The sequence below is a fragment of the Actinophytocola sp. genome, from assembly GCF_009379765.1.
Classification (GTDB): Bacteria; Actinomycetota; Actinomycetes; order Mycobacteriales; family Pseudonocardiaceae; genus Actinophytocola.
In genome coordinates, this window is record NZ_WHTD01000058.1 from 1 (window position 1) to 22,448 (window position 22,448).

Annotated in this window: 23 protein-coding genes and 2 pseudogenes; 12 read left to right on the forward strand and 13 right to left on the reverse strand. The window is 69.8% G+C overall.

Features of this window, described 5'->3' with window-relative positions; translation table 11 throughout:
- The coding region (locus tag GEV28_RS18840) for a peroxidase family protein (protein ID WP_367115128.1) at window positions 1-874 on the reverse strand (874 nt) is incomplete at its 3' end.
- Window positions 875-903: 29 nt separating this feature from the next.
- Entirely contained in the window at window positions 904-1,335 is a 432-nt protein-coding gene (locus tag GEV28_RS18845; protein ID WP_291413400.1) for a Fur family transcriptional regulator, read from the reverse strand.
- Between the two features lie 473 nt (window positions 1,336-1,808).
- Here GEV28_RS18845 and GEV28_RS18850 point away from each other — a divergent pair, with 473 nt between their 5' ends.
- Entirely contained in the window at window positions 1,809-2,450 is a 642-nt protein-coding gene (locus GEV28_RS18850; protein WP_291413401.1) for a class I SAM-dependent methyltransferase, read from the forward strand.
- A 52-nt stretch (window positions 2,451-2,502) separates the two neighbouring features.
- On the opposite strand, the gene GEV28_RS18855 is transcribed toward GEV28_RS18850, so the two are convergent.
- Window positions 2,503-2,895: a DUF5997 family protein gene (locus tag GEV28_RS18855; RefSeq protein WP_291413402.1), complete on the reverse strand. Its 393-nt coding sequence runs from the start codon at window positions 2,893-2,895 to the stop codon at window positions 2,503-2,505.
- A 58-nt stretch (window positions 2,896-2,953) separates the two neighbouring features.
- Here GEV28_RS18855 and GEV28_RS18860 point away from each other — a divergent pair, with 58 nt between their 5' ends.
- The 4 genes from GEV28_RS18860 (at window position 2,954) to GEV28_RS18875 (ending at window position 7,683) form a co-directional block, all read left to right on the forward strand.
- A complete protein-coding gene (locus GEV28_RS18860; protein ID WP_291413403.1) occupies window positions 2,954-3,703 on the forward strand; it encodes a LysR family substrate-binding domain-containing protein in 750 nt (249 codons plus the stop codon).
- Between the two features lie 44 nt (window positions 3,704-3,747).
- Window positions 3,748-5,307 (forward strand): cytochrome P450, encoded by a 1,560-nt coding sequence (locus GEV28_RS18865; protein ID WP_291413404.1) that lies wholly within the window; start codon window positions 3,748-3,750, stop codon window positions 5,305-5,307.
- Window positions 5,304-6,350 carry a hypothetical protein gene (locus GEV28_RS18870; protein WP_291413405.1) on the forward strand — a complete coding sequence of 349 codons (1,047 nt, stop codon included), beginning with the start codon at window positions 5,304-5,306 and terminating at the stop codon, window positions 6,348-6,350. The genes GEV28_RS18865 and GEV28_RS18870 overlap by 4 nt, the downstream gene beginning before the upstream one ends.
- A 130-nt stretch (window positions 6,351-6,480) precedes the next feature.
- On the forward strand, window positions 6,481-7,683 hold the full coding sequence (locus GEV28_RS18875; protein WP_291413406.1) for a hypothetical protein: 1,203 nt from the start codon (window positions 6,481-6,483) through the stop codon (window positions 7,681-7,683).
- Here GEV28_RS18875 and GEV28_RS18880 read toward each other — a convergent pair.
- Window positions 7,671-8,306, reverse strand: coding sequence for a TetR/AcrR family transcriptional regulator (locus GEV28_RS18880; RefSeq protein WP_291413407.1), 636 nt, complete (start codon window positions 8,304-8,306; stop codon window positions 7,671-7,673). The two genes, GEV28_RS18875 and GEV28_RS18880, sit on opposite strands and share 13 nt — an antisense overlap.
- Window positions 8,307-8,492: 186 nt before the next feature.
- Here GEV28_RS18880 and groL point away from each other — a divergent pair, with 186 nt between their 5' ends.
- Window positions 8,493-10,112, forward strand: a complete 1,620-nt coding sequence (gene groL / locus GEV28_RS18885) for a chaperonin GroEL (protein ID WP_291413439.1) — start codon at window positions 8,493-8,495, stop codon at window positions 10,110-10,112.
- Between the two features lie 465 nt (window positions 10,113-10,577).
- Here the strand turns inward: groL and GEV28_RS18890 are convergent, their stop codons facing one another.
- Complete coding sequence (locus GEV28_RS18890) at window positions 10,578-11,036, reverse strand: helix-turn-helix domain-containing protein (protein WP_291413408.1); 459 nt, start codon at window positions 11,034-11,036, stop codon at window positions 10,578-10,580.
- Window positions 11,037-11,117: 81 nt separating this feature from the next.
- Here GEV28_RS18890 and GEV28_RS18895 point away from each other — a divergent pair, with 81 nt between their 5' ends.
- The gene (locus GEV28_RS18895; protein ID WP_291413409.1) at window positions 11,118-11,597 is read left to right on the forward strand and encodes a hypothetical protein; all 480 of its coding nucleotides are present in this window, start codon (window positions 11,118-11,120) and stop codon (window positions 11,595-11,597) included.
- A 67-nt stretch (window positions 11,598-11,664) separates the two neighbouring features.
- Entirely contained in the window at window positions 11,665-12,411 is a 747-nt protein-coding gene (locus GEV28_RS18900) for an SDR family oxidoreductase (RefSeq protein ID WP_291413410.1), read from the forward strand.
- Between the two features lie 45 nt (window positions 12,412-12,456).
- Here the strand turns inward: GEV28_RS18900 and GEV28_RS18905 are convergent, their stop codons facing one another.
- The gene (locus GEV28_RS18905) at window positions 12,457-13,635 is read right to left on the reverse strand and encodes an acyltransferase (RefSeq protein WP_291413411.1); all 1,179 of its coding nucleotides are present in this window, start codon (window positions 13,633-13,635) and stop codon (window positions 12,457-12,459) included.
- 68 nt (window positions 13,636-13,703) lie between these two features.
- The gene (locus tag GEV28_RS18910; RefSeq protein ID WP_291413412.1) at window positions 13,704-15,041 is read right to left on the reverse strand and encodes a ferredoxin reductase family protein; all 1,338 of its coding nucleotides are present in this window, start codon (window positions 15,039-15,041) and stop codon (window positions 13,704-13,706) included.
- Window positions 15,042-15,360: 319 nt separating this feature from the next.
- On the opposite strand from GEV28_RS18910, the gene GEV28_RS18915 reads away from it, so the two are divergent.
- The gene (locus GEV28_RS18915; RefSeq protein ID WP_291413413.1) at window positions 15,361-15,738 is read left to right on the forward strand and encodes a VOC family protein; all 378 of its coding nucleotides are present in this window, start codon (window positions 15,361-15,363) and stop codon (window positions 15,736-15,738) included.
- 226 nt (window positions 15,739-15,964) lie between these two features.
- On the opposite strand, the gene GEV28_RS18920 is transcribed toward GEV28_RS18915, so the two are convergent.
- From GEV28_RS18920 to GEV28_RS18930, 3 genes are all read right to left on the reverse strand, one after another.
- Window positions 15,965-16,414 carry a hypothetical protein gene (locus tag GEV28_RS18920; protein ID WP_291413414.1) on the reverse strand — a complete coding sequence of 150 codons (450 nt, stop codon included), beginning with the start codon at window positions 16,412-16,414 and terminating at the stop codon, window positions 15,965-15,967.
- A gap of 281 nt (window positions 16,415-16,695) precedes the next feature.
- Window positions 16,696-17,346, reverse strand: coding sequence for an arsenate reductase ArsC (locus GEV28_RS18925; protein WP_291413415.1), 651 nt, complete (start codon window positions 17,344-17,346; stop codon window positions 16,696-16,698).
- Window positions 17,339-18,046 (reverse strand): helix-turn-helix domain-containing protein, encoded by a 708-nt coding sequence (locus GEV28_RS18930; RefSeq protein ID WP_291413416.1) that lies wholly within the window; start codon window positions 18,044-18,046, stop codon window positions 17,339-17,341. The genes GEV28_RS18925 and GEV28_RS18930 overlap by 8 nt, the downstream gene beginning before the upstream one ends.
- A gap of 116 nt (window positions 18,047-18,162) precedes the next feature.
- Between GEV28_RS18930 and GEV28_RS42410 the strand changes: the two are divergent.
- Window positions 18,163-18,336: pseudogene (locus GEV28_RS42410) on the forward strand (FCD domain-containing protein); the annotation flags it as partial.
- On the opposite strand, the gene GEV28_RS18935 reads toward GEV28_RS42410, so the two are convergent.
- Window positions 18,327-18,527, reverse strand: coding sequence for a hypothetical protein (locus GEV28_RS18935; protein ID WP_291413417.1), 201 nt, complete (start codon window positions 18,525-18,527; stop codon window positions 18,327-18,329). The pseudogene GEV28_RS42410 and the gene GEV28_RS18935 overlap by 10 nt on opposite strands.
- A 26-nt stretch (window positions 18,528-18,553) precedes the next feature.
- On the opposite strand from GEV28_RS18935, the gene GEV28_RS18940 reads away from it, so the two are divergent.
- Together GEV28_RS18940 and GEV28_RS18945 are read left to right on the forward strand one after the other, a co-directional pair.
- The gene (locus GEV28_RS18940) at window positions 18,554-19,759 is read left to right on the forward strand and encodes an MmgE/PrpD family protein (RefSeq protein WP_291413418.1); all 1,206 of its coding nucleotides are present in this window, start codon (window positions 18,554-18,556) and stop codon (window positions 19,757-19,759) included.
- An 86-nt stretch (window positions 19,760-19,845) separates the two neighbouring features.
- Window positions 19,846-20,289, forward strand: coding sequence for a hypothetical protein (locus GEV28_RS18945; RefSeq protein WP_291413419.1), 444 nt, complete (start codon window positions 19,846-19,848; stop codon window positions 20,287-20,289).
- 725 nt (window positions 20,290-21,014) lie between these two features.
- Here GEV28_RS18945 and GEV28_RS18950 read toward each other — a convergent pair.
- Window positions 21,015-21,146, reverse strand: a pseudogene (locus GEV28_RS18950) (transposase); the annotation flags it as partial.
- A gap of 94 nt (window positions 21,147-21,240) precedes the next feature.
- Window positions 21,241-22,416: an HNH endonuclease signature motif containing protein gene (locus tag GEV28_RS18955; protein ID WP_291413420.1), complete on the reverse strand. Its 1,176-nt coding sequence runs from the start codon at window positions 22,414-22,416 to the stop codon at window positions 21,241-21,243.
- Between the last annotated feature and the right edge of the window lie 32 nt (window positions 22,417-22,448).

The following is a 22,448-nucleotide window of genomic DNA, read 5'->3' on the forward strand; positions in this document are numbered from 1 at the left end:
CGGGCTCGGGGCCGACGTACTGATCCGGGTCGGCCGCGCCGTGGGTCTTGCCGAACGTGTGCCCGCCCGCGATCAGCGCGACGGTCTCCTCGTCGTTCATCGCCATGCGCCGGAACGTCTCGCGGATGTCCCGGGCCGCGGCGAGCGGGTCCGGGCTGCCGTTCGGGCCTTCGGGGTTGACGTAGATGAGGCCCATCTGGACGGCGGCCAGGGGGGTCTCGAGCGCCCGGTCACCGGAGTAGCGCTCGTCGCCGAGCCAGGTGCGCTCAGGACCCCAGTAGACGTCCTGGTCGGGCTCCCAGACGTCCGCCCGACCACCGGCGAAGCCGAAGGTCGTGAAGCCCATCGTCTCCAGGGCGCGGTTGCCCGCGAAGATCATCAGGTCGGCCCACGAGATCGTGCGGCCGTACTTCTTCTTGACCGGCCAGAGCAGCCGGCGCGCCTTGTCGAGGTTCCCGTTGTCGGGCCAGCTGTTCAGCGGCGCGAAGCGCTGCATGCCGGCACCGGCACCGCCGCGGCCGTCGTCGATGCGGTACGTGCCCGCGCTGTGCCACGCCATCCGGATCATGAACGGCCCGTAATGGCCGAAATCGGCAGGCCACCACTCCTGCGACGTCGTCAGCACCTCGTCGACATCCCTCGCCAGGGCGTCGAGGTCCACGGTGTTGAACTCGGCGGCGTAGTCGAAGTCCCCGCCCATGGGGTTGGCCGCGGCGGGGTGCTTGCGGAGAATCGTCAGGTTGAGCTGGTTCGGCCACCAGTCACGGTTGCTCCCGCCCTCGGTCGGGTGCTGGAAGCGCCCGGCCGAGACCGGGCACCCGCCGGCGCTCTCCTCGTTCATCTCTCCAACGACGGCGTCAGGACTGTCAGACACGGGAATCCTTCCAGGATAAGAGGGTGTGCTCAGGAACTGGTTGCGGTGGAGCAGCCGGGGCACAGGCCCCAGTAGATGACCTCGGCCTCGTCGATCACGAAGCCGTGGGCGTCGGACGCGGTCAAGCAGGGCGTGGCGCCGACGGCGCAGTCGACATCGGCGACGGCACCGCACGACCGGCACACGACGTGGTGGTGGTTGTCCCCGACCCGCGCCTCGTAGCGCGCCACGGAGCCCGGCGGCTCGATGCGCCGCAGCAGACCCGCGGCGGTCAGCGCGCGGAGCACGTCGTAGACGGCCTGGTGGGACACCCCGCCGATACCCTTGCGCACGATACCGATGATCGAGTCCGTGTCGGCGTGCGGATGGTCGTTCACCGCGGCCAGCACCGCTACCCGAGGACGCGTCACCCGCAGAGCAACCCCGCGCAACATGCGCTCGAAGTCCGAAGTCGTCGGCACACGCCGAAGTGTGGCCCAGTTTCTGGAATCAATCAAGTTGACTGAGCCCGGTGGGGAACCAGCGAGAGCGTCAGCGCTGCGTGGCGAAAGACCACGGACTGTGCTCGAACCCGTGCGATCCATTGGTCGAGGCAGCCGAGCTCGTGCTGGACGAGAGCAATTGGCGGGACGTCACCGGAAGCGATCAGCGGCAGAAACGATCTTCAAGTCGAGCGGCGAGGCTCATGAGCCGTTCGGGCGCTTGCCGTGGTTCGCGGACTTCTTGCGACGGGAGGCCCTCTTGCTGGTGCGCTTGGACATCGTGTGCTCCGTACGGGTTTCGCGTGGCTGGGTTCGTCGGCCACGATCTACCGAAGGACGGTACTCCCCCGGTCCAGCCCGGTACGTGGCGACGATCTTCATCACCGGCCACCGGGTCGGTTACGGTGCCTCCATGTCCGTGCCTGTGCGGTAGCTAGAGACGGGGGAAACCGGTGGCCGACCTGTCGCGGTACCAGCATCCGCGCTTCGCCAAGGCCTACGCCAGGATCAGCCTGGAGTCCGAGGCCCGGGGCACCGCCGAACACCGGGACCGGGCACTGGCCGGGCTCTCCGGCCGGGTGCTCGAGCTCGGCGCGGGCAACGGGATGAACTTCAGCCACTACCCCGACACCGTGACCGAGGTCGTGGCCGTCGAGCCGGACGACATCCTGCGCGCCATGGCGGAGGAGCGCGCGGCACGCTCCCCTGTACCGATCCGGCTGGTGGCCGGACACGCCGGCGCCCTGCCTGCCGAGGACGGCTGCGCCGACGCCGCGGTCACCTCGCTGGTGCTGTGCTCCGTCCCGGATGTCCCGGCCGCGCTCGGGGAGCTCCGCCGGGTCCTCCGGCCGGGTGGCGAGCTGCGCTTCTTCGAGCACGTCCGCTCCGCGAGTCGATGGCGTGGCCTGCTGCAGGACGTCGTGACGCCCGCGTGGTCCCTCGGGGGTGGCGGCTGCCATCTCAACCGCGACACGGCCACGGCCATCGAGTCGGCCGGGTTCGAGGTCGAGGAGCTCGACCGGTTCTCCTACGCGCCCTTGCGGTTCGTTCCCGCCCACGCGCACGTTCTCGGCATCGCCCGCAAACCGGCCTGAGCGGATCGGCGACCAGGCCGGCGAGGAGACCGGCGGCCGGGTGATGCCTCTGTCAGGAGCGCGGACGGCGGGGCTCCGCCTTCGCCGCCTCGATGCGCACCGCTTCGTTCCTGACCTCGGTCTGGGTGGCGCGTTCCCGCCGCAGCCAGTCGGGACTGTCCGCCTTCAACGCGTCGATCTGCGCTGTCGTGAGGGGGTCGGTGACTCCCCCACGCGTGAGACCGCTGATGGAGATGCGCAGCTTCGCCGCGATGACCGGCCGGGGATGCGGGCCGTTGCGGCGCAGTTCGCGCAGCCACTCGGGCGGATCGGCCTGCAAGGCGTTCAACTCGTCGCGCGAGACGACACCCTCCTGGAACTCCGCGGGGGTGGCTTCGAGGTAAACGCCCAGCTTCTTCGCCGCGGTCGCGGGCTTCATCGTCTGGGGCGTCTTGTGCGACGTCATGACGTCAAGGGTATCGGGCAGGTGCGCCAACTCCGCTCACGCCCGGTAATCTGGCCTCGTGACAGGCTCGGACGTGCCGCCGTCGTTCAGGCTCGCGTACGTCCCGGGGGTGACGCCCACCAAGTGGGTGCGGACCTGGAACGAGCCGTCGCCCGACGTCCCGCTGACCCTCATCCAGGTGCCCGCCGCCGAAGCTGCCGACATGGTGCGGGACCGCCACGCCGACGCGGTCCTCCTGCGGTTGCCGATCGATCGGACAGGCCTGCACGCGATACCTCTCTACACCGAGACGACCGTGATAGTGGTCCCGAAGGACCACCTCGTGGCCGCGGCCGAAGAGGTATCCGTCGCGGACGTGGTCGACGGCGTTGTGCTGCACCCCCTTGACGACACCCTCGACTGGGATCGGCCGCCCGGACGGCAGGCGATCCGGCGCCCCGCCACGACAGGGGAGGCCATCGAACTGGTGGCGGCGGGAGTGGGGCTGCTCGTCGTCCCGCAGTCTCTCGCGCGACTGCACCACCGTGGGGACCTCACCTACCGACCGGTCTCGGACGTTCCGGAGTCACGCGTCGCGCTGTCGTGGCTGGAGGACGAGACCACCGATGTCATAGAGCAGTTCATCGGGATCGTCCGCGGGCGGACCGGCAACAGCACGCGGGGGCGACCACCGGCACCGGCGAGGAGCAAGCGCCCCGATGTCGATGTGCGGAAGGCCGCGGGCGACAAGTCGACCAGCGGACGCCGGCGGCGAGGTTCGGGCGCACCTCAAGGTGGCAAGCGCGGGAAATCTCGCCGCCGGTCCTGACGGCCCGGGTCGACGTGAAGGACCGCAGCCGGGATTCTTCAACCATGCCCAACACACCCCGCGAACGACGCGACCACCACCTGGTGTCGCGTGACCCTGAAACCTTGACGCCGCTGCGGCCAACGCGGCCCCTGGCCGCGTTGGAGAAAAACCCAAGTACACCCAGTACGAGCGGCTTTCCTCCGCCTTGCCAGGAACCACGTGGATCCACAGCGGACGCAAAGGCACAGGATCACGCGACACTGGAGGACATTCCCACGATCAGGACCAGGGACGGAATCGGCGGCACGCTTGCATTCAAGCGCGACCCGCTCTCCTTTCTGCGAAGCGGCATCGACCGGTACGGCGACATCTTCCGGTTCCGCCCACTCGGCATCCCGATGGTGCTGGTGAACCATCCCGACTACATCCGCCAGATCCTGGTGGACAAGGGTGCGAACTACGACAAGGACGCCGTGATCTTCCGCGTGGTGCGGCCCGTGCTGCGCAACGGTTTGATCGCCAATCCGGACATGGAGCTGTGGCGTCGGCAGCGCCGCATGATGGCGCCGCACTTCACACCGCGCGTGGTGAGTCGCTTCGCGGGCAACATGACCGACGAGACCGTTCAGATGCTGGAGCGCTGGGCACGCCGGCCGGATCCCGAGGCACCGCTGGACGTCACCCACGAGATCGGGCAGCTCGCCCTCAGAATCGTCAACCGCTCGCTGTTCAGTGCCGAGGTCGGCACGGCGGCGCAGGGCTTCGAGCGGGCGTTCCAGTCGGCCAACGCCATTCTCGGCGCGTTCTTCCGCTTTCCCTTCCCACCGCTGAGCGTCCCCACCCCGAGCCACCGGCGGCTGCGGCGGGCCATCGACGAGATGGACGCGTTCGTCTCCGGCTTCATCAGGAAGCGGCTGGACGAGGAGGCCGGCACCGACAAGGACAGCGACCTGCTCACCCTGCTGCTGCACACGGTGGATGAGGAGGACGGCCGGGGCATGAACCTCGAGCAGCTCCACCACGAGGTGCTCAACATCTGCATCGGGGCCTACGAGACCACCACCAACACCCTGTCCTGGGTGTTCTACCTGATGGCCCGGCACCCAGATGCCGAAGCGGCACTGCACCACGAGGTGGACACGGTGCTCGGCGACCGGGTCGTGCCGGACTTCGCGGACCTGCCCGGGCTCGCCTACACCCGGATGGTCATCGACGAGGCGCTGCGCATCTACTCCCCGGCCTACCAGTTCATGCGGCGCGCCCGCGAGGAGGACGAGATCGACGGGCACCGGCTGCCGGCCGGCACCAACGTCCTGATCAACAGCTACTTCCTGCACCGGCATCCGGACTTCTGGGAGGACCCGGAACGTTTTGTTCCCGAACGCTTCACCCCGGAACGCGTCGCCGAGCGGCCCAAGCACGCCTACATCCCCTTCGGCAGCGGTCACCGGATCTGCATCGGCAAGCACTTCGCGCTGACCGAGCTCACCCTGGTACTCGCCACCGTGGCCCGCGGCCACCGGCTCGTGATGCCCGAGGGCGCGCCCGAGGTGCATCCGGAGGGACTGATCACGCTCCACCCCAAGGGTGGGATCCACCTGCGGCCGGAGCGGCGCCGATGACCACCACGGGCGACGGGGATGCCGCTCGGACGGACGAAATCTACTGCCCCTTTCCCTACCGGGAGAGTCCGCACGCGGAGCAGGCCCGCGAACACCTGGCCGACTGGGTCGGCCGGACCGGGCTGGTGCGCCGCGAGTCAGCCAGGCAGCGGTTCCAGCGGGCGGATTTCGGCTGGTTCGCCTCCTTGGTGTACCCCACCGCGGACCGCCGCGGGCTGGAGATCGTGGCCGACTGGTTCGGCTGGCTGTTCCTGGTCGACGACCAGCTCGACGACGGCAGCGTCGGCCGCAGCCTCGGCACCGTCGAGCAGGCGGTCGGGCAGATGCGAGCCGTGCTGAACAGCCCGGACCTGGGCGGGTCCGCCGCCGACGGCGGCGAGTCGCCGTCCGCTGTCTCCGCACTGGCCGACCTGTGGCGGCGCACCGCCGCGCACGCCACCTCGCGGTGGCGCGGGAGGTTCGTCCGGCATCTCGAGGACTGCCTGACCACGGCGGCGGTCTGGGAGGCCGGCAACCGCGTTCGCGGCGTCGTGCCGGACGAGGTGACCTATATCGAGAAGCGGCGCCACACCGGGGCCATCTACGTCTGCATGGACCTCATCGAGATCGTCGAACGGCTCGACGTGCCCGACGAGCTGTACGCATCGGCGGAGTTCTCCGCCACGCTCGACGCCGCCTGCAACGTGGTCTGCTGGACCAACGACATCTACTCCCTGGACAAGGAACGGTCCCTGGGCGAGGTCCACAACTTCGCGTACCTGATGCAGCATCACCGCGGCCTCGACCGCCGGCATGCACTGGCCGAGGCATCCCGCGCCACCTCGGCCGAGACCACGCGGTTCCTCGCGGCGGAGGAGCGGCTGCTGGCGGCCCACCCCCACCACGCCCAGGTGCTGACCCCCTACCTCGCCGGCATGCGGACCTGGATCCGCGGCAACCTCGACTGGTCCCGCCGCACGAAGCGCGACCACTCTCCGGCGGCCGCGGCCCCGCCACGACCCGCCGAGTACGTGGAACCGGCCATGATGAGGGACGAGCGATGACCCCCGATGACCCTGTCGGCTCGTCCGGTGCCGGGCGCCGGCGGGCCTGTGGTCCGAGGTGGGTTGATTGATCGGCCAGAATCTCACTATCGTGTACTAGAATCGGTTAATTTCCGACCTAGGGGGCTTGATGTCAGTACGTCGTCGCGTCACCGTTGCCGCCAGCGCCGGTCTCGCCGCCGGTGCGCTCGTCGCCGGTCTGCTCGTCACCCCCGCCCTCGCCGCGGCCGGGCCGACAACCCTGCCCACCAACCAGTACACGCTCAGCGCGAACTACCACCAGTTCGACGCGGTCAACTCGGCGCTCGTCTCGACGTTGGGGACCGCGGCCGTGCACACGGTGATGGACAACGCGAACCACGACCGAACGGCGCTCCCGTCATCCTTCTCCATCGGCGGCCTGTCCGGCGGTTTCCGGTTCGACAGCGCGGACAACTCCGACTGCAGGAACTACCCGCAGGGCATCACGACCAGCCGCGACGCGGTGGGGACGGCGAACAGCGGCAACTACGACGGCCACCAGCTCGTTCTCGTCAGCTGGTACACCAGGGACGCCTGCGGCGGCAGCCAGGAGCGCAGCCGGATCACGCTCGTCGACTGGGACGCCACGTACCCCAACAAGTACCGCAAGGTCCTCCTCGTCCAGCCGACCGGAACCACCTCCGCCCCTGACTTCAAGGACATTCCGATCCACGCCGGCGGCGTCTCGTGGTACGGCGACTACCTCTACGTCGCCGACACCGGTCGCGGGATGCGGGTGTTCGACATGCGCAAGATCCTCAAGACGAACACCGGCGGCACCGCCGACCAGATCGGCCGCCAGTCGAGCACCGTCTACTACGCCCACAACTACGCGTACGTCCTGCCGCAGATCGGCACGATCACCTCGAACACGACCTCGGGCACCAACCTCGTGTGGTCGACGATCTCCCTCGACCGGGTCAGCAAGTCGATCGTCATGACGGAGTACACCTGCCAGTCCGGCTGCACGTCCTACCCCAACCGCGCACCGCGGGCGATCCGCTTCCCGTTCGCCTCCGGGGCAACGACGTTCGCCGCATCGACGACGGCCAGCCAGGCCCTCAAGCTGCCCTGGTACAAGCTCAACGGCGTGGCGTCGCACAACGGGCGATGGTGGTTCGCCTCCTCCGGTCAAAAGCAGCTCTACTACTGGACCCCGGCGGCCGGCCCGACGACCTACTCCTGGGTGAGCGCCGCCGAGAGCATCTCCTACTGGGAGGACTCAACCAATCCCGACCTCCTGTGGACCCTGCAAGAAGGGGCCGGCAACCGCAACGTGTTCGCCGTCAAACAGGCAACCTACGACGGCTGACGTCGAGACTCGTAGGCCGCCAACGCGGGCGCTACGTGAGCGAGCGCCTCGCGCAGGATGTCGGCCAGCGAGCCTCCGGTGACGACGAGCAGGTTGTTGGGTCCGGCCCGCTCCCCCGCCGGCCGGACCCAACGCTCGACCGCGACGCGCGCGGCCGCTGACACCGCCGCGGCGAGCACCGTCGTCGCGGCGTCGCCGGCGCCGCCGGTGCGGGCCGCGATCGCTGCCGCGAGCGGCTGCTCGATCGAGACGACCGCGTCGACGAACGCGGCCCGCAACCCAGGCGCGGACGTGATCAGCAGCAGCGCGTCGCCCGCCGGTTCGCAGTACTGCTCGACCACCGCCTCGACAACGGCGTCGGCGAGCGGCTCGCCGGCCGGCCGGGCCCGCAGCGCCGCGCCGATCCGCAACGCGCGCTCCGCCACGACCGCGGCCACGATCGCCTGCTCGCGGCTGGCGAAGTAGTTGTTGTAGGTCCGCGGCGACACACCGGCGGCCTCGGCGATGTCGTCGACGCGCACGTTGTCCGGACCGTGCTCCAGCGCGAGGCGGAACGCGGCCGCGCTGAGGGCCTCGCGGGTGGCGATCTTCTTGCGCTCGCGCAGCCCACCGCTGTCGTTCATGCCACCAGTCTACCCGTTGAATTGCGGACACGCATATTTGCGCTCACGCACATTTGTGTAGACTCTGGTTGGCACTCGCAACCCGAGAGTGCCAACCCGGTGATCGGCGCGGTGTGGATCCCAAGATCCGGCCGTCGCGGGCCGCGGCGCCGATCGCCCCGGAACGCAAGGAGAGGACCACACGCGATAGCGAAGATGATCGCTTTCGACGAGGAGGCGCGCCGCGGGCTCGAACGTGGCATGAACGTCCTCGCCGACACGGTGAAGGTGACCCTGGGCCCCAGGGGACGCAATGTCGTCCTGCAGAAGAGCTGGGGTGCGCCCACCATCACCAACGACGGTGTGTCGATCGCCAAGGAGATCGACCTGGAAGATCCGTGGGAGAAGATCGGGGCCGAGCTGGTCAAGGAGGTCGCCAAGAAGACCGACGACGTCGCGGGCGACGGCACCACCACCGCCACCGTGCTCGCGCAGGCGCTGGTCCGCGAGGGCCTGCGCAACGTGGCCGCGGGTGCCGACCCGATGGCCCTCAAACGCGGCATCGAGAAGGCTGTCGAGGCCGTCACGCAGCGGTTGCTGAAGACGGCCAAGGAGGTGGAGACCAGGGAGCAGATCGCGGCCACCGCGTCCATCTCGGCCGCCGACACGGCGATCGGCGAACTGATCGCCGAGGCGATGGACAAGGTCGGCAAGGAAGGCGTGATCACGGTCGAGGAGAGCCAGGCCATGGGGCTTGAGCTCGAACTGACCGAAGGCATGCGCTTCGACAAGGGCCATCTCGCACCGCACTTCGTCACGGACACCGACCGGATGGAGACCGTCCTCGACGATCCGCACCTGCTGTTCGTGGCGTCGAAGATATCGGCGGTCAAGGACCTGCTCCCGGTGCTGGAGAAGGTCATGCGGGGCGGCCGGCCGCTCGTGGTCATCGCGGAGGACGTCGAGGGTGAGGCGCTCGCCACCCTGATCGTCAACAAGCTCAAGGGCACCGTCAAGTCCGTCGCCGTCAAGGCGCCCGGCTTCGGTGACCGCCGCGAGGCGATGCTGGCCGACATGGCGATCCTCACCGGTGGCGAGGTCGTCTCGGAGAAGGTGGGCCTCAAGCTGGAGAACGCGGAGCTGGCGCTGCTGGGTCGGGCCCGCAAGGTCGTCGTGACCAAGGACGAGACGACCATCGTCGACGGTGGCGGCGACCCGGACCGGATCGCGGGTCGGGTCAACCAGATCCGCGCCGAGATCGACAAGAGCGACTCCGACTACGACCGGGAGAAGCTGCGGGAGCGGCTGGCGAAGCTGGCCGGCGGTGTCGCGGTGATCAAGGCCGGTGCCGCCACCGAGGTGGAGCTCAAGGAGCGCAAGCACCGCATCGAGGACGCGGTGCGCAACGCCAAGGCCGCCGTCGAGGAGGGCATCGTCGCCGGCGGCGGCGTCGCGCTCGGCCAAGCGGGCGCCGGCCTGTTCGAGGGTCTCGGTCTCGACGGCGACGAGGCCACCGGCGCGAACATCGTCAAGATCGCGCTGGAGGCGCCGCTCAAGCAGATCGCGGTCAACACCGGACTCGAAGGTGGTGTCGTGGCGGAGAAGGTGCGGCGCCTGCCGGCAGGCCACGGCCTCAACGCGGCGACCGGTGAATACGTCGACCTGATCGCGGCCGGGATCATCGATCCGGCCAAGGTCACCCGGTCGGCGCTGCAGAACGCCGCCTCCATCGCGGCCCTGTTCCTCACCACCGAGGCCGTCGTCGCCGACAAGCCGGACCGCACCGCCGCTCCGGCCGCCGACCCGTCCGGCGGTATGGATTTCTGAGTGCCGGCAACGACAAGCGCCGTGCGGACGCGACCGCCCGTGCGGTGCTTGTCGGGCACCGACGTTCGAACGCTGGCGCGGAGACCACCAACGAGAGTTCACGTAGTCAGGAGCTGGGCGAAGCGCGGAGCCGGCAGAGTCCAATTTGGACCGATTCGAGTTCTCGAGCCGTCTGACCGTACCGGTGATCCCCTTGCGCAGACTCATGGACGACGCCGCCGCCGCGGTCGCGCACGATATCTCGCTGCGTCGTCACAGCGGTGCGGCATCCGAAGTGTGGCCGGCTGGCAGCGAGCTTGCCGCGTCGCACGCGTCGTCGGCCGGTACGTCGATCATCGGCCAGCGGGTTCACCGTCCAGCCGTCCACACCGGACTGTCGGTCCCGCGGCCACCCAACTCGGCCGCCATGACCGCCGCGACCAGCCCCAGGTCGACAGCGGCCGTGGTCGGGCGTCGACCGGCTGGTCAGACGGTATGCATGCCTGGGCCTGGCCGCGCCGTGACCTGAGCCGGCGCGGGTGCGGCGTCGCAGTCCGCGCAGCTCAGGTGCTGGTGGACCTGTCCGCCGCAGCTCTCATGCTCGTAGATGATCGGCGCGCCTTGTGGCGCGGCCCAACGGTCGCCCCACTCGGTGAGCGCGATGATCACGCCTTGGAGGTCGAGTCCTCTACGGGTGAGCACGTACTCGCGTGTCTCGGCGTCTCCTGTGAGCGGCCGGGTCTGCATGAGCCCGGCCGCCACGAACCTGTCCAAGCGACCGGACAGGATGTTGGGTGCGATGCCGAGCTTGCGCTGGAACTCCGTGAACCGGGTCGACCCGGCGAACATCGCGTTGCGGATGATCAGCAGGCTCCACCGTTCACCGACGATCTCCAGCGTCCGCGCCGCCGAGCAGTTCTCCCGGTCATAGGTCCGGCCGAGCATCGAGCACCTCCATCCGACCAGAGAAACCACTTGCATCATGCAAGCAGGGACCCTAGATTGCTTGCATCATGCTAGCGGTTCGTGATGGTCAAGCGCGGGCCACGGCTCGTTGCGACCCCGGAGGCGACATTGTTGCTGGAGAACAAGAACGCCGGCCCGGCACATGACCGGCCAGTGCTCGGGCGTGATCGTGACCCTGACCGCCACACCCGCCCGGATGGCGGCCGCGCTGGTCGGCGGGATGGCACCGGCCTGGGCCGCCATCGAGGCGTTCCCCCGTCCCTGGCCGCCGAGCTGGGACCTGCCGGCATCCGGGTGGTCTGCCCGCGTTCCCACGCGATCCCGGAAACCCCGCTCATCGAGGAGAGCTTCGCCATGATCGCCCCGGCCGCCGGTGTCACCCCGCCCAGTTCCGGGCAGTCCTCGAGCAGAGCACGCTGCTCAAGCGGCTCCCGACCCTCGCCGACGCCGCCGACGCCGCGGCCTTTCATCGCCTCCGACCGCGCCGGTGCCATGACCGCAACCGTCGCCAACCTCAGCGCCGGCAGCATCAACCACTGAAGACCCCTTTGGTGAACACCTTCAAATGATCTTGACCCGGAAAGACACCCATGACTTGGAGGACTCCATGAGCGACCTGTCCGGCAGGACCACGATCGTCGTCGGCGCGAGCCGCGGCCTGGGCCACGGGATCGCCACGGCCTTCGCCGAGGCCGGCGCCCCGGTGGTCGCCGTGTCCCGCACCGTGGCGGCGTTTCCCGAGCCGGCCAACGGCTCCGGCACCATCCAGCCGGAGGTCGTCGATGCCGGTGACGCCACGGTGGCAGGCAGCCTCCTGGACCGCTATGAGCCGGCGGCCATCATTCTGGTGGCCGGCGCAAGCCCGCACATGCGTCCGCTGCAGCACCAGACGTGGGAGACGTTCTCGGTCAACTGGCAGACCGATGTCCGGATCGCGTTCCACTGGCTGCGCGAGGCTCTGCTCACGCCGCTGCGGCCCGGCGGCAAGGTGGTCGTGATCAGCAGCGGTGCCGCGCTTGCCGGGTCACCGCTCAGCGGCGGGTATGCCGGCGCCAAGGCCACTCAGCGCTTCATCACCGGCTACGCCCAGGACGAGGCCGAGCGCGCCGGTCTGGACATCACCTTCACCGCGGTGCTGCCCCGGTTCGCGCCGCTGACCGGCGTCGGTCGCCCGGCGGTCCAGGCGTACGCGGCTCGCGCCGGCCTGTCCGTGGAGGATTTCCTCGCGCAGCAGGGCCCGCTGGTCACCCCGGAGACCGCCGGCACCTCTCTGGTCGAGCTGGTACAGGAAGATTCCGCCGACATCGCCCCCGCTTACGTGCTGACCGGCGCCGGGCTGCAGAAGCTACCCTGACCGGCCCGCCGCGGGCACCCCGTACGCGGCGGGCTTGGCCGCGGGCTACTTGCAGGTCCGTTGTTCTTCGGCGGTGCGAGGCGTGAGCGTCCGCACGCGGTGGCGGACCATTGCCGAGATCCACCGCAACGCGCGCTTCATCAGCGGCGCGACCGGCCGTTCCACGTACCGGTGCACCAACCAGGCGAGGAGAACCATCGCGCCAGTGACCGTGGCCACCAGCAGTGGCGCCGGCACGCTCCCCTGCCACAGGTAGAGCATGGTGCCGCCGAGGTCCAGGTGCAGCAGGTAGAGCGGGTACGTCATGGCACCGGTGACGACCAGCCAGCGTCCCCGCACCCAGCTCAGCCAGCCGAGCGCGACGGCGGCTATCAGCAGGAAGCACACTGCCAGCAGCACGACCGCCGGCCAGCTCAGTGGCACCGCCTCACCCGGGTAGGCCTCGAGGCTGGTGCGGTACAGCGCCTGCGGCACGGCCAGCAGGAAGGAGACGGCGACGATCCCCCATGACAGGAGCGTCGGCCGGAACCGATACATGAGGTAGAACCCGATACCCCCGGTGAACAGCGGTGCGTAGTCGGTCATCAGCACGGTGTGGACGAGGTGACCGTCGGCCACCACAGCTTTGGCCACCGTCACCGCACCGAGCCACAGCACGCAGAAGGTGACCACTCGCCGGTAGGTCAACCCCCACCACACGACAAGCGAGAACAGCAGGTAGAACCGCAGCTCCGCCCACAAGGTCCAGTACACCTCGGCGACGGTCGACGCCCCGAGCGGCTCGTGGAACATGGTGAGGTTGACCAGCGTGTCGCCCAACCCGACGGGCTGCTCGACGTATGGCCAAACGGTCAGCACCACCGAGACGGCGACGACGGACACCCAGTACGCGGGATACAGGCGGACCGCGCGGGACAGCAGAAATGCCCCGACCCCGCGTCCCCAGCTACTCATGCAGATGACGAAGCCGCTGATCAGGAAGAACAGGTGGACACCCAGCCAGCCGTAGGCGGCGGTCTGATCCGGGAAGATCGTGTCGGCCCGCCGGTGCCAGACGCGGTCCAGGGTGGTGAAGTGGTACGCGACGACCGCCAACGCCGCCACGAACCGCAGGCCGTCGAGTACCTCGAGCCGAGGCCGACCCGTCGCGACCTCCCCGCTCACGCCGGCGCGTTCCGGCTCTTGACGGCTCCCCGGGACCGCGGCCGCCTCCCGTGCGGTCATCCACCCACCTCCATCCCCTACACGTGGGACGGCCGTGGATGGTTCTCCCCCGGCGCGCGGACGGACCGTCAGGCGAGACTGAACTTCTCGGCGTGCACCTGCGAGTTGGGCACGCGCAGCAAGCGAAGGGCACTCAGCACGGCCGCGGTCATGGCGGGCGGACCACAGACGTACACGTCACGGTTGGCGATGTCGGGGACCAGGTAACGAAGTCCGTCCGGCTCGAACGGCCGCACGCCGTCCCCGGTCCGGCCGGCGAGCAGGTGCAGCCGCCCGCCGTGGGCAGCAACGAGGTGCCGCACCTCGTTGAGCAGCACGGCGTCGTTCTCGCTGCGCACCCGGTAGAGCACGACGACGTCACCTCTCGGCTGCTCCTCCAGCAGGGCACGCACGGGCGTGATCCCCACCCCTCCGGCGATCAGCAGCGCGCCGGGCCGGGTTCGATGCAACGAGGTGAACGCCCCGTACGGGCCTTCCATGAACACGCGGGATCCCACCGGGACGCGCCGCAGGCCGGCGCTGGTGGCACCGACCGCCCTGGCGGTCAGGCGCAACGAACGGCCGTTGGGCGCCGCGGACAGCGAGAACGGGTTCGCCAGCCACCAGTGGTTGTGGCCGGGGAACCGCCAGATGAAGAACTGACCGGCCCTGGCCGGCAGCCGGTCGAGGTTGCGGCCGGTGACGTGCACCGACACCACGTCGTCCGACTCCGGCACCACGGCCGCGACCCGGAACCGGTGGTAGGCGTTTCGCCAGAGCGGCACGGCGATCCGCCCGACGACCAGGGCGCCGACGGCGAGGAGCCACAGGGCCCACCAGTAGGCGGTCGCGAACGGGGAGGACCTGAACGTCGTCGTCTCGAGGAGCTGGTGGACGAACACCAGCGCCAGCGCCAGGTACAGCAGCAGGTGCAGGCCGTGCCAGGTCTCGTACCGCAGCCGCCGCCGGACGTAGCGGGTGGAGACCGATGCGACCACCACGATGGTGGTGGCGGCGAGCATGCCCAGCAGGGAGGCCGGCACCCCGGCCGGCGCGAGGAACGTCTTCGCCACCGACGCGTTGTCCAGCGCCGCGTAGCCGAGCACGACCAGCGTGGCGTGGGTGAGGATCGTCCAGAACAGGGTGAAGCCGACCCACCGGTGCCACACCGTCAGGCGGTCCATGCCGATGCGGCGGTCCACCCACGACAGCCGGGCCACCAGCAGCAGCTGGACCATGATGATGAGGGCGGCGTGCAGGCCGAAGAACTTGGCGACGGTGAGGATCCCGTTCTTCCCGGCGCCCGCGGTGAAGAAAAGGATCTCGACGACCACCACGTTGACGATGACGAACGCCCACAACGCCCATCGCGCGGCGACGTTCGGCGGCACGGAGCCTCGCCGCTCCCGCTGGCTCGTCGCCACCATCGCCACCTCCGGTTCCGCTCGGCCATCGTCGTGGCCGGCGCCGGCAACGTCTCGACGACCAGGTCAAGTTTGGTCACCCAGTATGTACGGACCGGTCGTGCGGGCGGATCACCCGAACATCAGATCGCGGCAAAGAAGCCGGACGATGTCTCCCGGCCCGTAGCCGGGCCAGATCTCGCCAATCCGCCGGGTCGTGGCTGCCGGATGCTCTTGCCCCCGCGTGGCCACCGACACGGGCGGACCGGCGACGCCGCAAGCAGGAAGCTGGGCCGGCGAATCATGTGACGAACTTCCGCCGGGGGTCACTAGCATGTCGCCCATGGCTGTGGCTCGCTTGGCGATGGTGTCGCTCGACTGCGCGGAACCAGTGCCGCTCGCGAAGTTCTGGGCCGCGCTGCTCGACGGCACGGTAATCGTGAGCGACGACCAGGTATCCGCCGTGCAGACCGACGCGATCATGATCGCGACGATCCGGGTGCCGGACTACCGGCCGCCGACGTGGCCGGGCGGTGCCACACCCAAGCACATACACCTCGACCTCGCCGTGCTCGACCTCGACGAGACCGAGGCCGCGGCGCTGAAGCTGGGCGCCAGCAAGGCAGACGACCAGCCACAGCCCGACCAGTGGCGCGTCTACCTGGACCCTGCGGGCCACCCGTTCTGCCTCACGGCGAACATTCCGTTCACCGTCGGCTGACCCGAACCGCGGCGGTCGCTGCTCGGCGCGATACACCTTGTCGTTGAGATGGCACGACTGTCGCCCCTGGATCGGCTCCTCCGGCGGGGTAGGAAAGAGGTGCCTGGGGGCACTTCGGGAGGCTCGAAGTGGACAGACGGATCGGTGGCGCCGGCGGGGGTTCTGACCCCGGTCCGCGCAAGGGCGCGAGTGTCGTCGTCGCACGCTGAGCGGTATGTCGAATGCGTCACGCATTCCGTCGGTGACGTGCGAGAGTTCCTGACGCGCACGCCGTGCCGCGGCTCGACCGGATGCTTTTCGCCCTCGGGTGCTCGACGCCATCGCCGAGGTCCACCGGGCGCGGGCCGGTCGCGGCGGCCGCGATCGTCACGGCGACGGTGGCCGTCGCCAGCACCAGCCCGATCACCGGTACGAAGGCGCCGACGCCGAACACGAGCGTAGCCACGACGAAGCTCGTGAGCGCGGGCACGACAAGCGTCGCACCGAGCAGGACGGCTCCGGCGCCGCGGTTCCCGACCCGCCACACCGCGGTCGCCACGCCCAGCACGCCGACCAGCAGCAGCGGCCTCGATGCCGAGTCGACCATCAGGTACGGGTCGCGCATCCATGGCGCGAAGCTCTCCGGCGCCAGCATCAGCACCAGGTTCGGCACCGTGCACAACGCACCGAGGACCATCAGCACGGACCACGAACGCCGCGCACACCACCAGCAGCACCGGTGAGCGCGTCCCGACCGACCGGTGCCCGGCCTCCTGCGTATCGATCACAGTTCCCCCTCCGTGCCACGTCGAGTAACGCCCAGGGATCGTTCCCGAGTGGACGAACCAGGTCGGCCGGGTCGCGGCGGCCGATATCAGATCGCAACCAGGGCGCGAGGGCGAGCCGCACATTCGGCGCCGGCGGCAGGGCCGGGGCCGGGTCGTCGCCGAGATGTGGCGCGCCGTGCTGGCGGCGCGGTCAGCCGGCCAGGACGCCGAGCTCGTCGAGCAGGCCGCGGACCCGCCGCTCGATCTCGTCGCGGACAGGGCGGACGTCCTCGACGCTCTTGCCGGCCGGGTCGTCCAGCGTCCAGTCGAGGTAGCGCTTGCCGGGGAACACCGGGCACGCGTCGCCACAGCCCATGGTGATCACGACATCGGCGGCGCGGACGATCTCGTCGGTCCACGGCTTGGGGAACTCGCCGGAGATGTCGATGTCCCGCTCGGCCATCGCCGCGATCGCCGACGGGTTGACCTCGTAGCCGGGCTCGGAGCCACCGGACCAGGCCACCGCGCGGTCACCGGCGATGTGCCGGAAGAACCCGAGGGCCATCTGGCTGCGGCCGGCGTTGTGCACGCACAGGAACAGCACGGTCGGCTTGCCGTCGTGGTGGTGGCCCTCGACCCGAGCCAGGGCGTGCAGCCGCTGGCGGGCGAAGCGCTCGGCCAGCAGTGGCAGGAACCGCGGGATGGTGCTGCGCGCGGCGAACTGGTCGTAGCTGGTGTGCAGGAACTGTACGACGGTCTCCTGTCCGAACAACCCGTCGAACTCGGCCTGCAGGCGGGTCGCGGCCGTGCGCAACGCCAGCCGCTGGTCGATGCTCAGGTCCGGGGGGTGGGTGTCAGTCATCGCTTCCGCCATCGCTTGTGCCACCGCGGTGGACAGCTGGGACCAGCCGGTCGACCCGGTCGGCGAGGTCACGCAGCGCGAGGTCGAACGCGTCCGCGGTGCCGGGCCGGGCGGGGTCGGGCACGGACCAGTGCAGCCGGTCGGCGGCCTGGTCGCCGAGTTGCTCGTGGGCGTTGTCGCACACCGCGACCACCAGGTCGTCGGGCCGCAGTACCTCGCTGACGTGCGTGGTGCGGGCCCGGGACAGCGACAGTCCGTGTCCGCGGGCCGCCGCGGCAGCCAGCGGGTGGACCCGCTGCGCGGGCCGGGTGCCCGCCGACGCCGCCGGCACGGTGCTGCACCGCTTCCACAATGCGGCCGCCAGCTGCGAGCGCGCCGAGTTGTGCGTGCAGACGAACACCACGCGCGGCGCGCGCAACGCACCCACCGGCTCGAGTCCGGTCAACACGGCGGGGCGCAGCCGCAGGTAGGTGCGCCGGTGATCACCCTCCGAGCGGGAGCGCTCGAGCACGCCGGCTTGTTCGAGCAGCTTCAGGTGATGCGCCACCAGGTTGCTGGCCAGGCCAAGAGTCCGCCCGATCTCGCCCGGCGACGCATCACCCAGCAGCAGCTGGTCGACGATCGCCAACCGCGCGGGCTCGCCGAGCGCCGCGTGCAACCGCGCACGCGCCACGACCGACGAAGACCACTCAACGTTCATTGACTCAATGTTCGCTGACTGATTGCGTGGAAGTCAAGCCTGGAACAGGCCGATGACCCGAACGGTATTGACTTTCGTATACGACGCATGCATCGGTCCGCGCCGCGCTCGAAGGGCTGGCGGCCGAGCACGCGTCGGCGCTCGCCACCCGCACCCAGCTCGCCCAGCTCGAGGACCTCTACGACGCGATGGAGCGGGCGCTCGAACGCGACGACGAGCCCGAGCTCACCAAGCTGAACAGCCGGTTCCACGCCGCCGTCGCCGAGGCGAGCGGCAACACCTACCTGCAGGCCATGCTCGACAACATCCACGACGTGTTCGAGCGCTTCCGCGCCACCGCGTCGCCCAGCCCGCCCGCCGTGACGACGCGCACGCCGAGCACGGCGAGCTCATCCGCGCGCTGCGTGCCGGCGACCAGGAACAGGCGCGTGCGCTCGCCGAGCAGCACGTGCGCCGGGCGCTCGAGTTCCGGCGCGACCACGCCGAGCGCGCGACGACGGAGCAGCCGTGACTCCCGCCCGGGCGCTGCGACTGCGGGCGGCGCGGACCTGCGTGGCGCATCACCTCGCGTGCGCGCTGGCGGCCGGGGACCTGCCCTGGTGCGCGGCGGTGCGGGCGCTCGCGGTCGACGACCCACTGGGCGCGACGCTGCTCGGCGCTGGGCGACTGGTCCGGACCGAGGACGCGGCGCTCGTCAACGCGGTCCTCGGCCAGAGCACCTTCGCGGAGGACCTGCACCTGCCCAGCCTCGTCCATCCCGGCTCGGTGGTGATCCCCGCCGCGATGGCGCTCGCCGAGCAGTCCGCCTTGTCCGGCAAGGACTTCCTGTCAGCCGTCGTGGTCGGCTACGAGGTGGCGGCCACGCTCGGCACCGCGATGAAGACGGCGGAGTTCGCCGCGCGCGGCTTCCGGCCGACCGGGGTGTTCGGGCCCCTGGGGGCCGCGGCGGCGGCCGCCTATCTGTTGCGCCTCGACCGGTCGCAGACCATGTCCGCGCTGGGGATCGCGGCGAACATGGCGAGCGGCCTGCGCGAGTGGGCCCACGCCGGCAGCACCGACGTCTACGTCCACAATGGACTGGCCGCGCGGAACGGCCTGCTCGCCGCCGCGGGCGTCACCGGGCCGGCGTCCGCCCTGACCGGAGCGGCCGGGATGGCGGTGGCCTACTCCGGCGGCGCCGACGCCGCGCCGTTCGACGGGGAGTCGGTGGTGCGGCAGGTCCGGTTCAAGCGGCACCCCACCTGCAGCGCGGTCCAGACCGTGGCCGAGCTGGCGTTGTCCATGCGGCGCCCTGATCTGACGGCAGACCGGATCGCGTCGGTGACCGTCCACACGCACCACCACGGCAAGACCAACCCCGGCTCGTTCGACGGCGTCGGCCAGTTGTCCGTCGCGGACTACCTGGACCACGGGTCGGCGGCCGACCTCGCCCGCCGGGTCACGGTCGCCGAGGACCCGGACTACACCCGCGCCTACCCCCGTACCAGCGGTGCCCGCATCGACGTCACGCTGGTCGACGGGCGCGTGCGCACCGGCCGGCTCGCCGACGCGAGCCCGCTCACCGCGTCCGAGGTCGACGCGAACCTGCGCCGGCAGCTCCAAGCCGGCCGCGAGCCGGAGGCCGCGGCCACGGTGCTGCGCAGGCTGGACGAGCTGGCGTCACTGCCGAGCACGGCCACCCTCGCGGCGGCCCTCCGCCACGGAGTCGCGTGAGGATCGGCTGCCCCAAGCGATACACCGCCCCGAGATGGCGCTCCGCCGTAGACACCATATACCCGCATGGGGTATCAATACGAGCCATGACGACCTCCCCCGCAACCCGCCGGTTCACCCTCCACTACGTCGAGATGGTCGTGGCGATGCTGATAGGCATGCTCGTCCTCGGGCCGGTCTGGACGCTGGCCTTCGACGCGTTCGACGCCGCGGCGACGCTCGACCGCCCGGACGTGATGTCTATGTCGATGGCCACGAACATGGTCGTCGCGATGTCGCTGTGGATGTGGTTCCGCGGGCACACCGCGGCGCCGATCATCGAGATGGCCGTGGCGATGTACCTGCCGTTCGTGGTCCTGCTGGTCCCGCTGTGGCTCGGCGTGCTGTCCATCGGCGCGCTCATGACCATCGGCCACGTGGCGATGCTCGGCACGATGCTCTACGCCATGCTGCGCCACCGAGACGAGTACACCTGCCACCACCAGAACCGCCGGTTGCGGCGCCGGCCCGCCGAAGTCAACGCCGCCTAGGTGACTGGACCACCCCAGTGCCAGGTTGCCGTGCCAATGGGTCTCGTCGCGCCGGTCAGGCCGCACGAACGTGATACCCCGTTTCCTCCAGGGTGGTGGCCAGGTAGCGCGTGAGGCTCCAGCAGTAACCGGAGTGGCGGGCGCAGTACCCATAGCTCGCCCAGCCCGCCAGGTCGGAGCGTTTCACCGTCTCCCGGGAACTGCCGCACGGCAGGGGCATCGATCAACCGCAGTGGGTCAGCATGAGAAGGAACCTGGGTGGCCAGCAGTTGGACGGCCCGCAGGATCAACGGCGTGACCGCGATCAACCGCGGGTGATAGCCAGGCTGGTGCGGCAGATACAGGAACAGATACCCGAGCCGGCCGTAGGGCGAACCGCAGCCGATGATACTGGGACGGGAACCCCAACAGCACCTGGGCCACCCCGAGGCAGAGCAGTTCGGCGTCGGACAGCTTCGGACAGGCGGATCGCGGACAGGCGGATTCTTTTGTCATTCGACACGACCCCCTGTGTCCCCCCGGCGCCGACACCTGATCCTCCAGCGTCGGGATCAGCCGCTCCCGTGGGATGTCCTTCGGCGGTTCGTGTCGCGCACCCGCGGCGTGGTGATGGGCGCGCACCACCGTGGCATCGATCCCGACCGTCCACTCCGCACCGCACCGAACGGGCCAACCTCGCCCGCATGTCCACCAACATCGTGCACGAAACCCGGATAGTCGAAGTCCAACCCGCCGGTGGCGTACTTCCACCGCGCGTCGAACGCGAACCGGTCCACCGCCTCCCGGTCCGACAACCCCTCGATGCGTTGCAGCACGATCGTCACCGCCACGACCATCGCCGGCACCGACCGACGACCACATCCGTGAACAGGTCACCGACACGCCAACATAGTTAGCCACCCAAACACCAGTCACCTAGATGAGTGAGCCCCTCACAGACTCGCGGTTGGGTCAGAATGGTGGGGATGTTGGTTCGGGGTGGGTGATGGGTTCTGGTGTGTGGGGGTAGTGGAACCCGCAGGGTGAGACCCATTCCAGGATCCCGGCGCGTTTGATGATCTTCCAGCCGCCGAAGGTCTTGCCGCGGTGGTGGCTGCGGCAGGCGGGGTGCACGTTGTGTTCGTCGGTCGGCCCCACCGGGAACGGCTCGCGGTGCTCCAGGTCGCACTGCGCGGCGGGGCGGACACAGCCCGGCCCCGTGCAGGTCGGCATGGCGGCGTGGATGTGGTCGCGCAACGCTGCAGGTGGGGTGTAGCGCCGGCGCCCCACATCCAGGACACGGCCGGTGGCGGGTTCGGTCAGGATCCGCCGCCACGTCGCATCCGCCCGGTAGGCGAGGTCGACGGCTTGTTGGGCGGAGATGTCGCCGTAGCCGACCAGGTGCCCGGGGGTGTTGTCTACCGCCAACGCGGCGCGGGCCGGCAGCGTGACCTGCACGGTGATCTTCGCGTGTTCGAAGTCCTTACCCGCCAACAAGTCCAGGGCCACATCGGAGCGGAGTTGGTCCATCGTCCGCCCGTCCGCGCCGCCGGTGTCCCGGAGTTGGTGGGCGATCGCATCGACCCGTTTCGACGCGACCTGGACCCGTGCCGCCGACCCGTTGACGGTGAGCGCGGCGCACCCGTCCTCGGTCGGATAGTTGTCGAGCCGCCGCCGCGCCACCCGTTCTTCGTGCAAAGCCTGCAGGGCGTCGGCGTTCACCCGAGCCACGATCCGCCGCAACGCACGGCAGAGCTTGACGGCCGGCATGTCCTCGACCTGGTCGAGGATCTCCTCTTCCACGGTCGCGGTGTCCTCAAGCGACAACGGCAGGGTCGCATCGGCGATCTTCGCGGCTCGGTACGGATCGAACCGGCCCGCTTTCACCGCCGCCAACGTCCGCGGCAACCGAGTCGCCAACGTCACCGCAAGATCAAGACGCTGCTGCGCGGCGCGGACAGAGATCCGAAACAACGCGGCGACCTCCAGCGCATCGAACTCACTGCCACTGGCCGCCGCGAACAGGGCGAGTTGCTCCAGCAGCTGTCCCTCCACCCGCCAGGACACCCGCGCCAGCCCGAACGCCGTCGCCAACGGCACCGCCTCCGGGGAAGCGTCCTCGGGAAGATCGACAATCGGTTCGTACATGTGGTTGATTCTACCGGAGGTCGAGCGCAGTT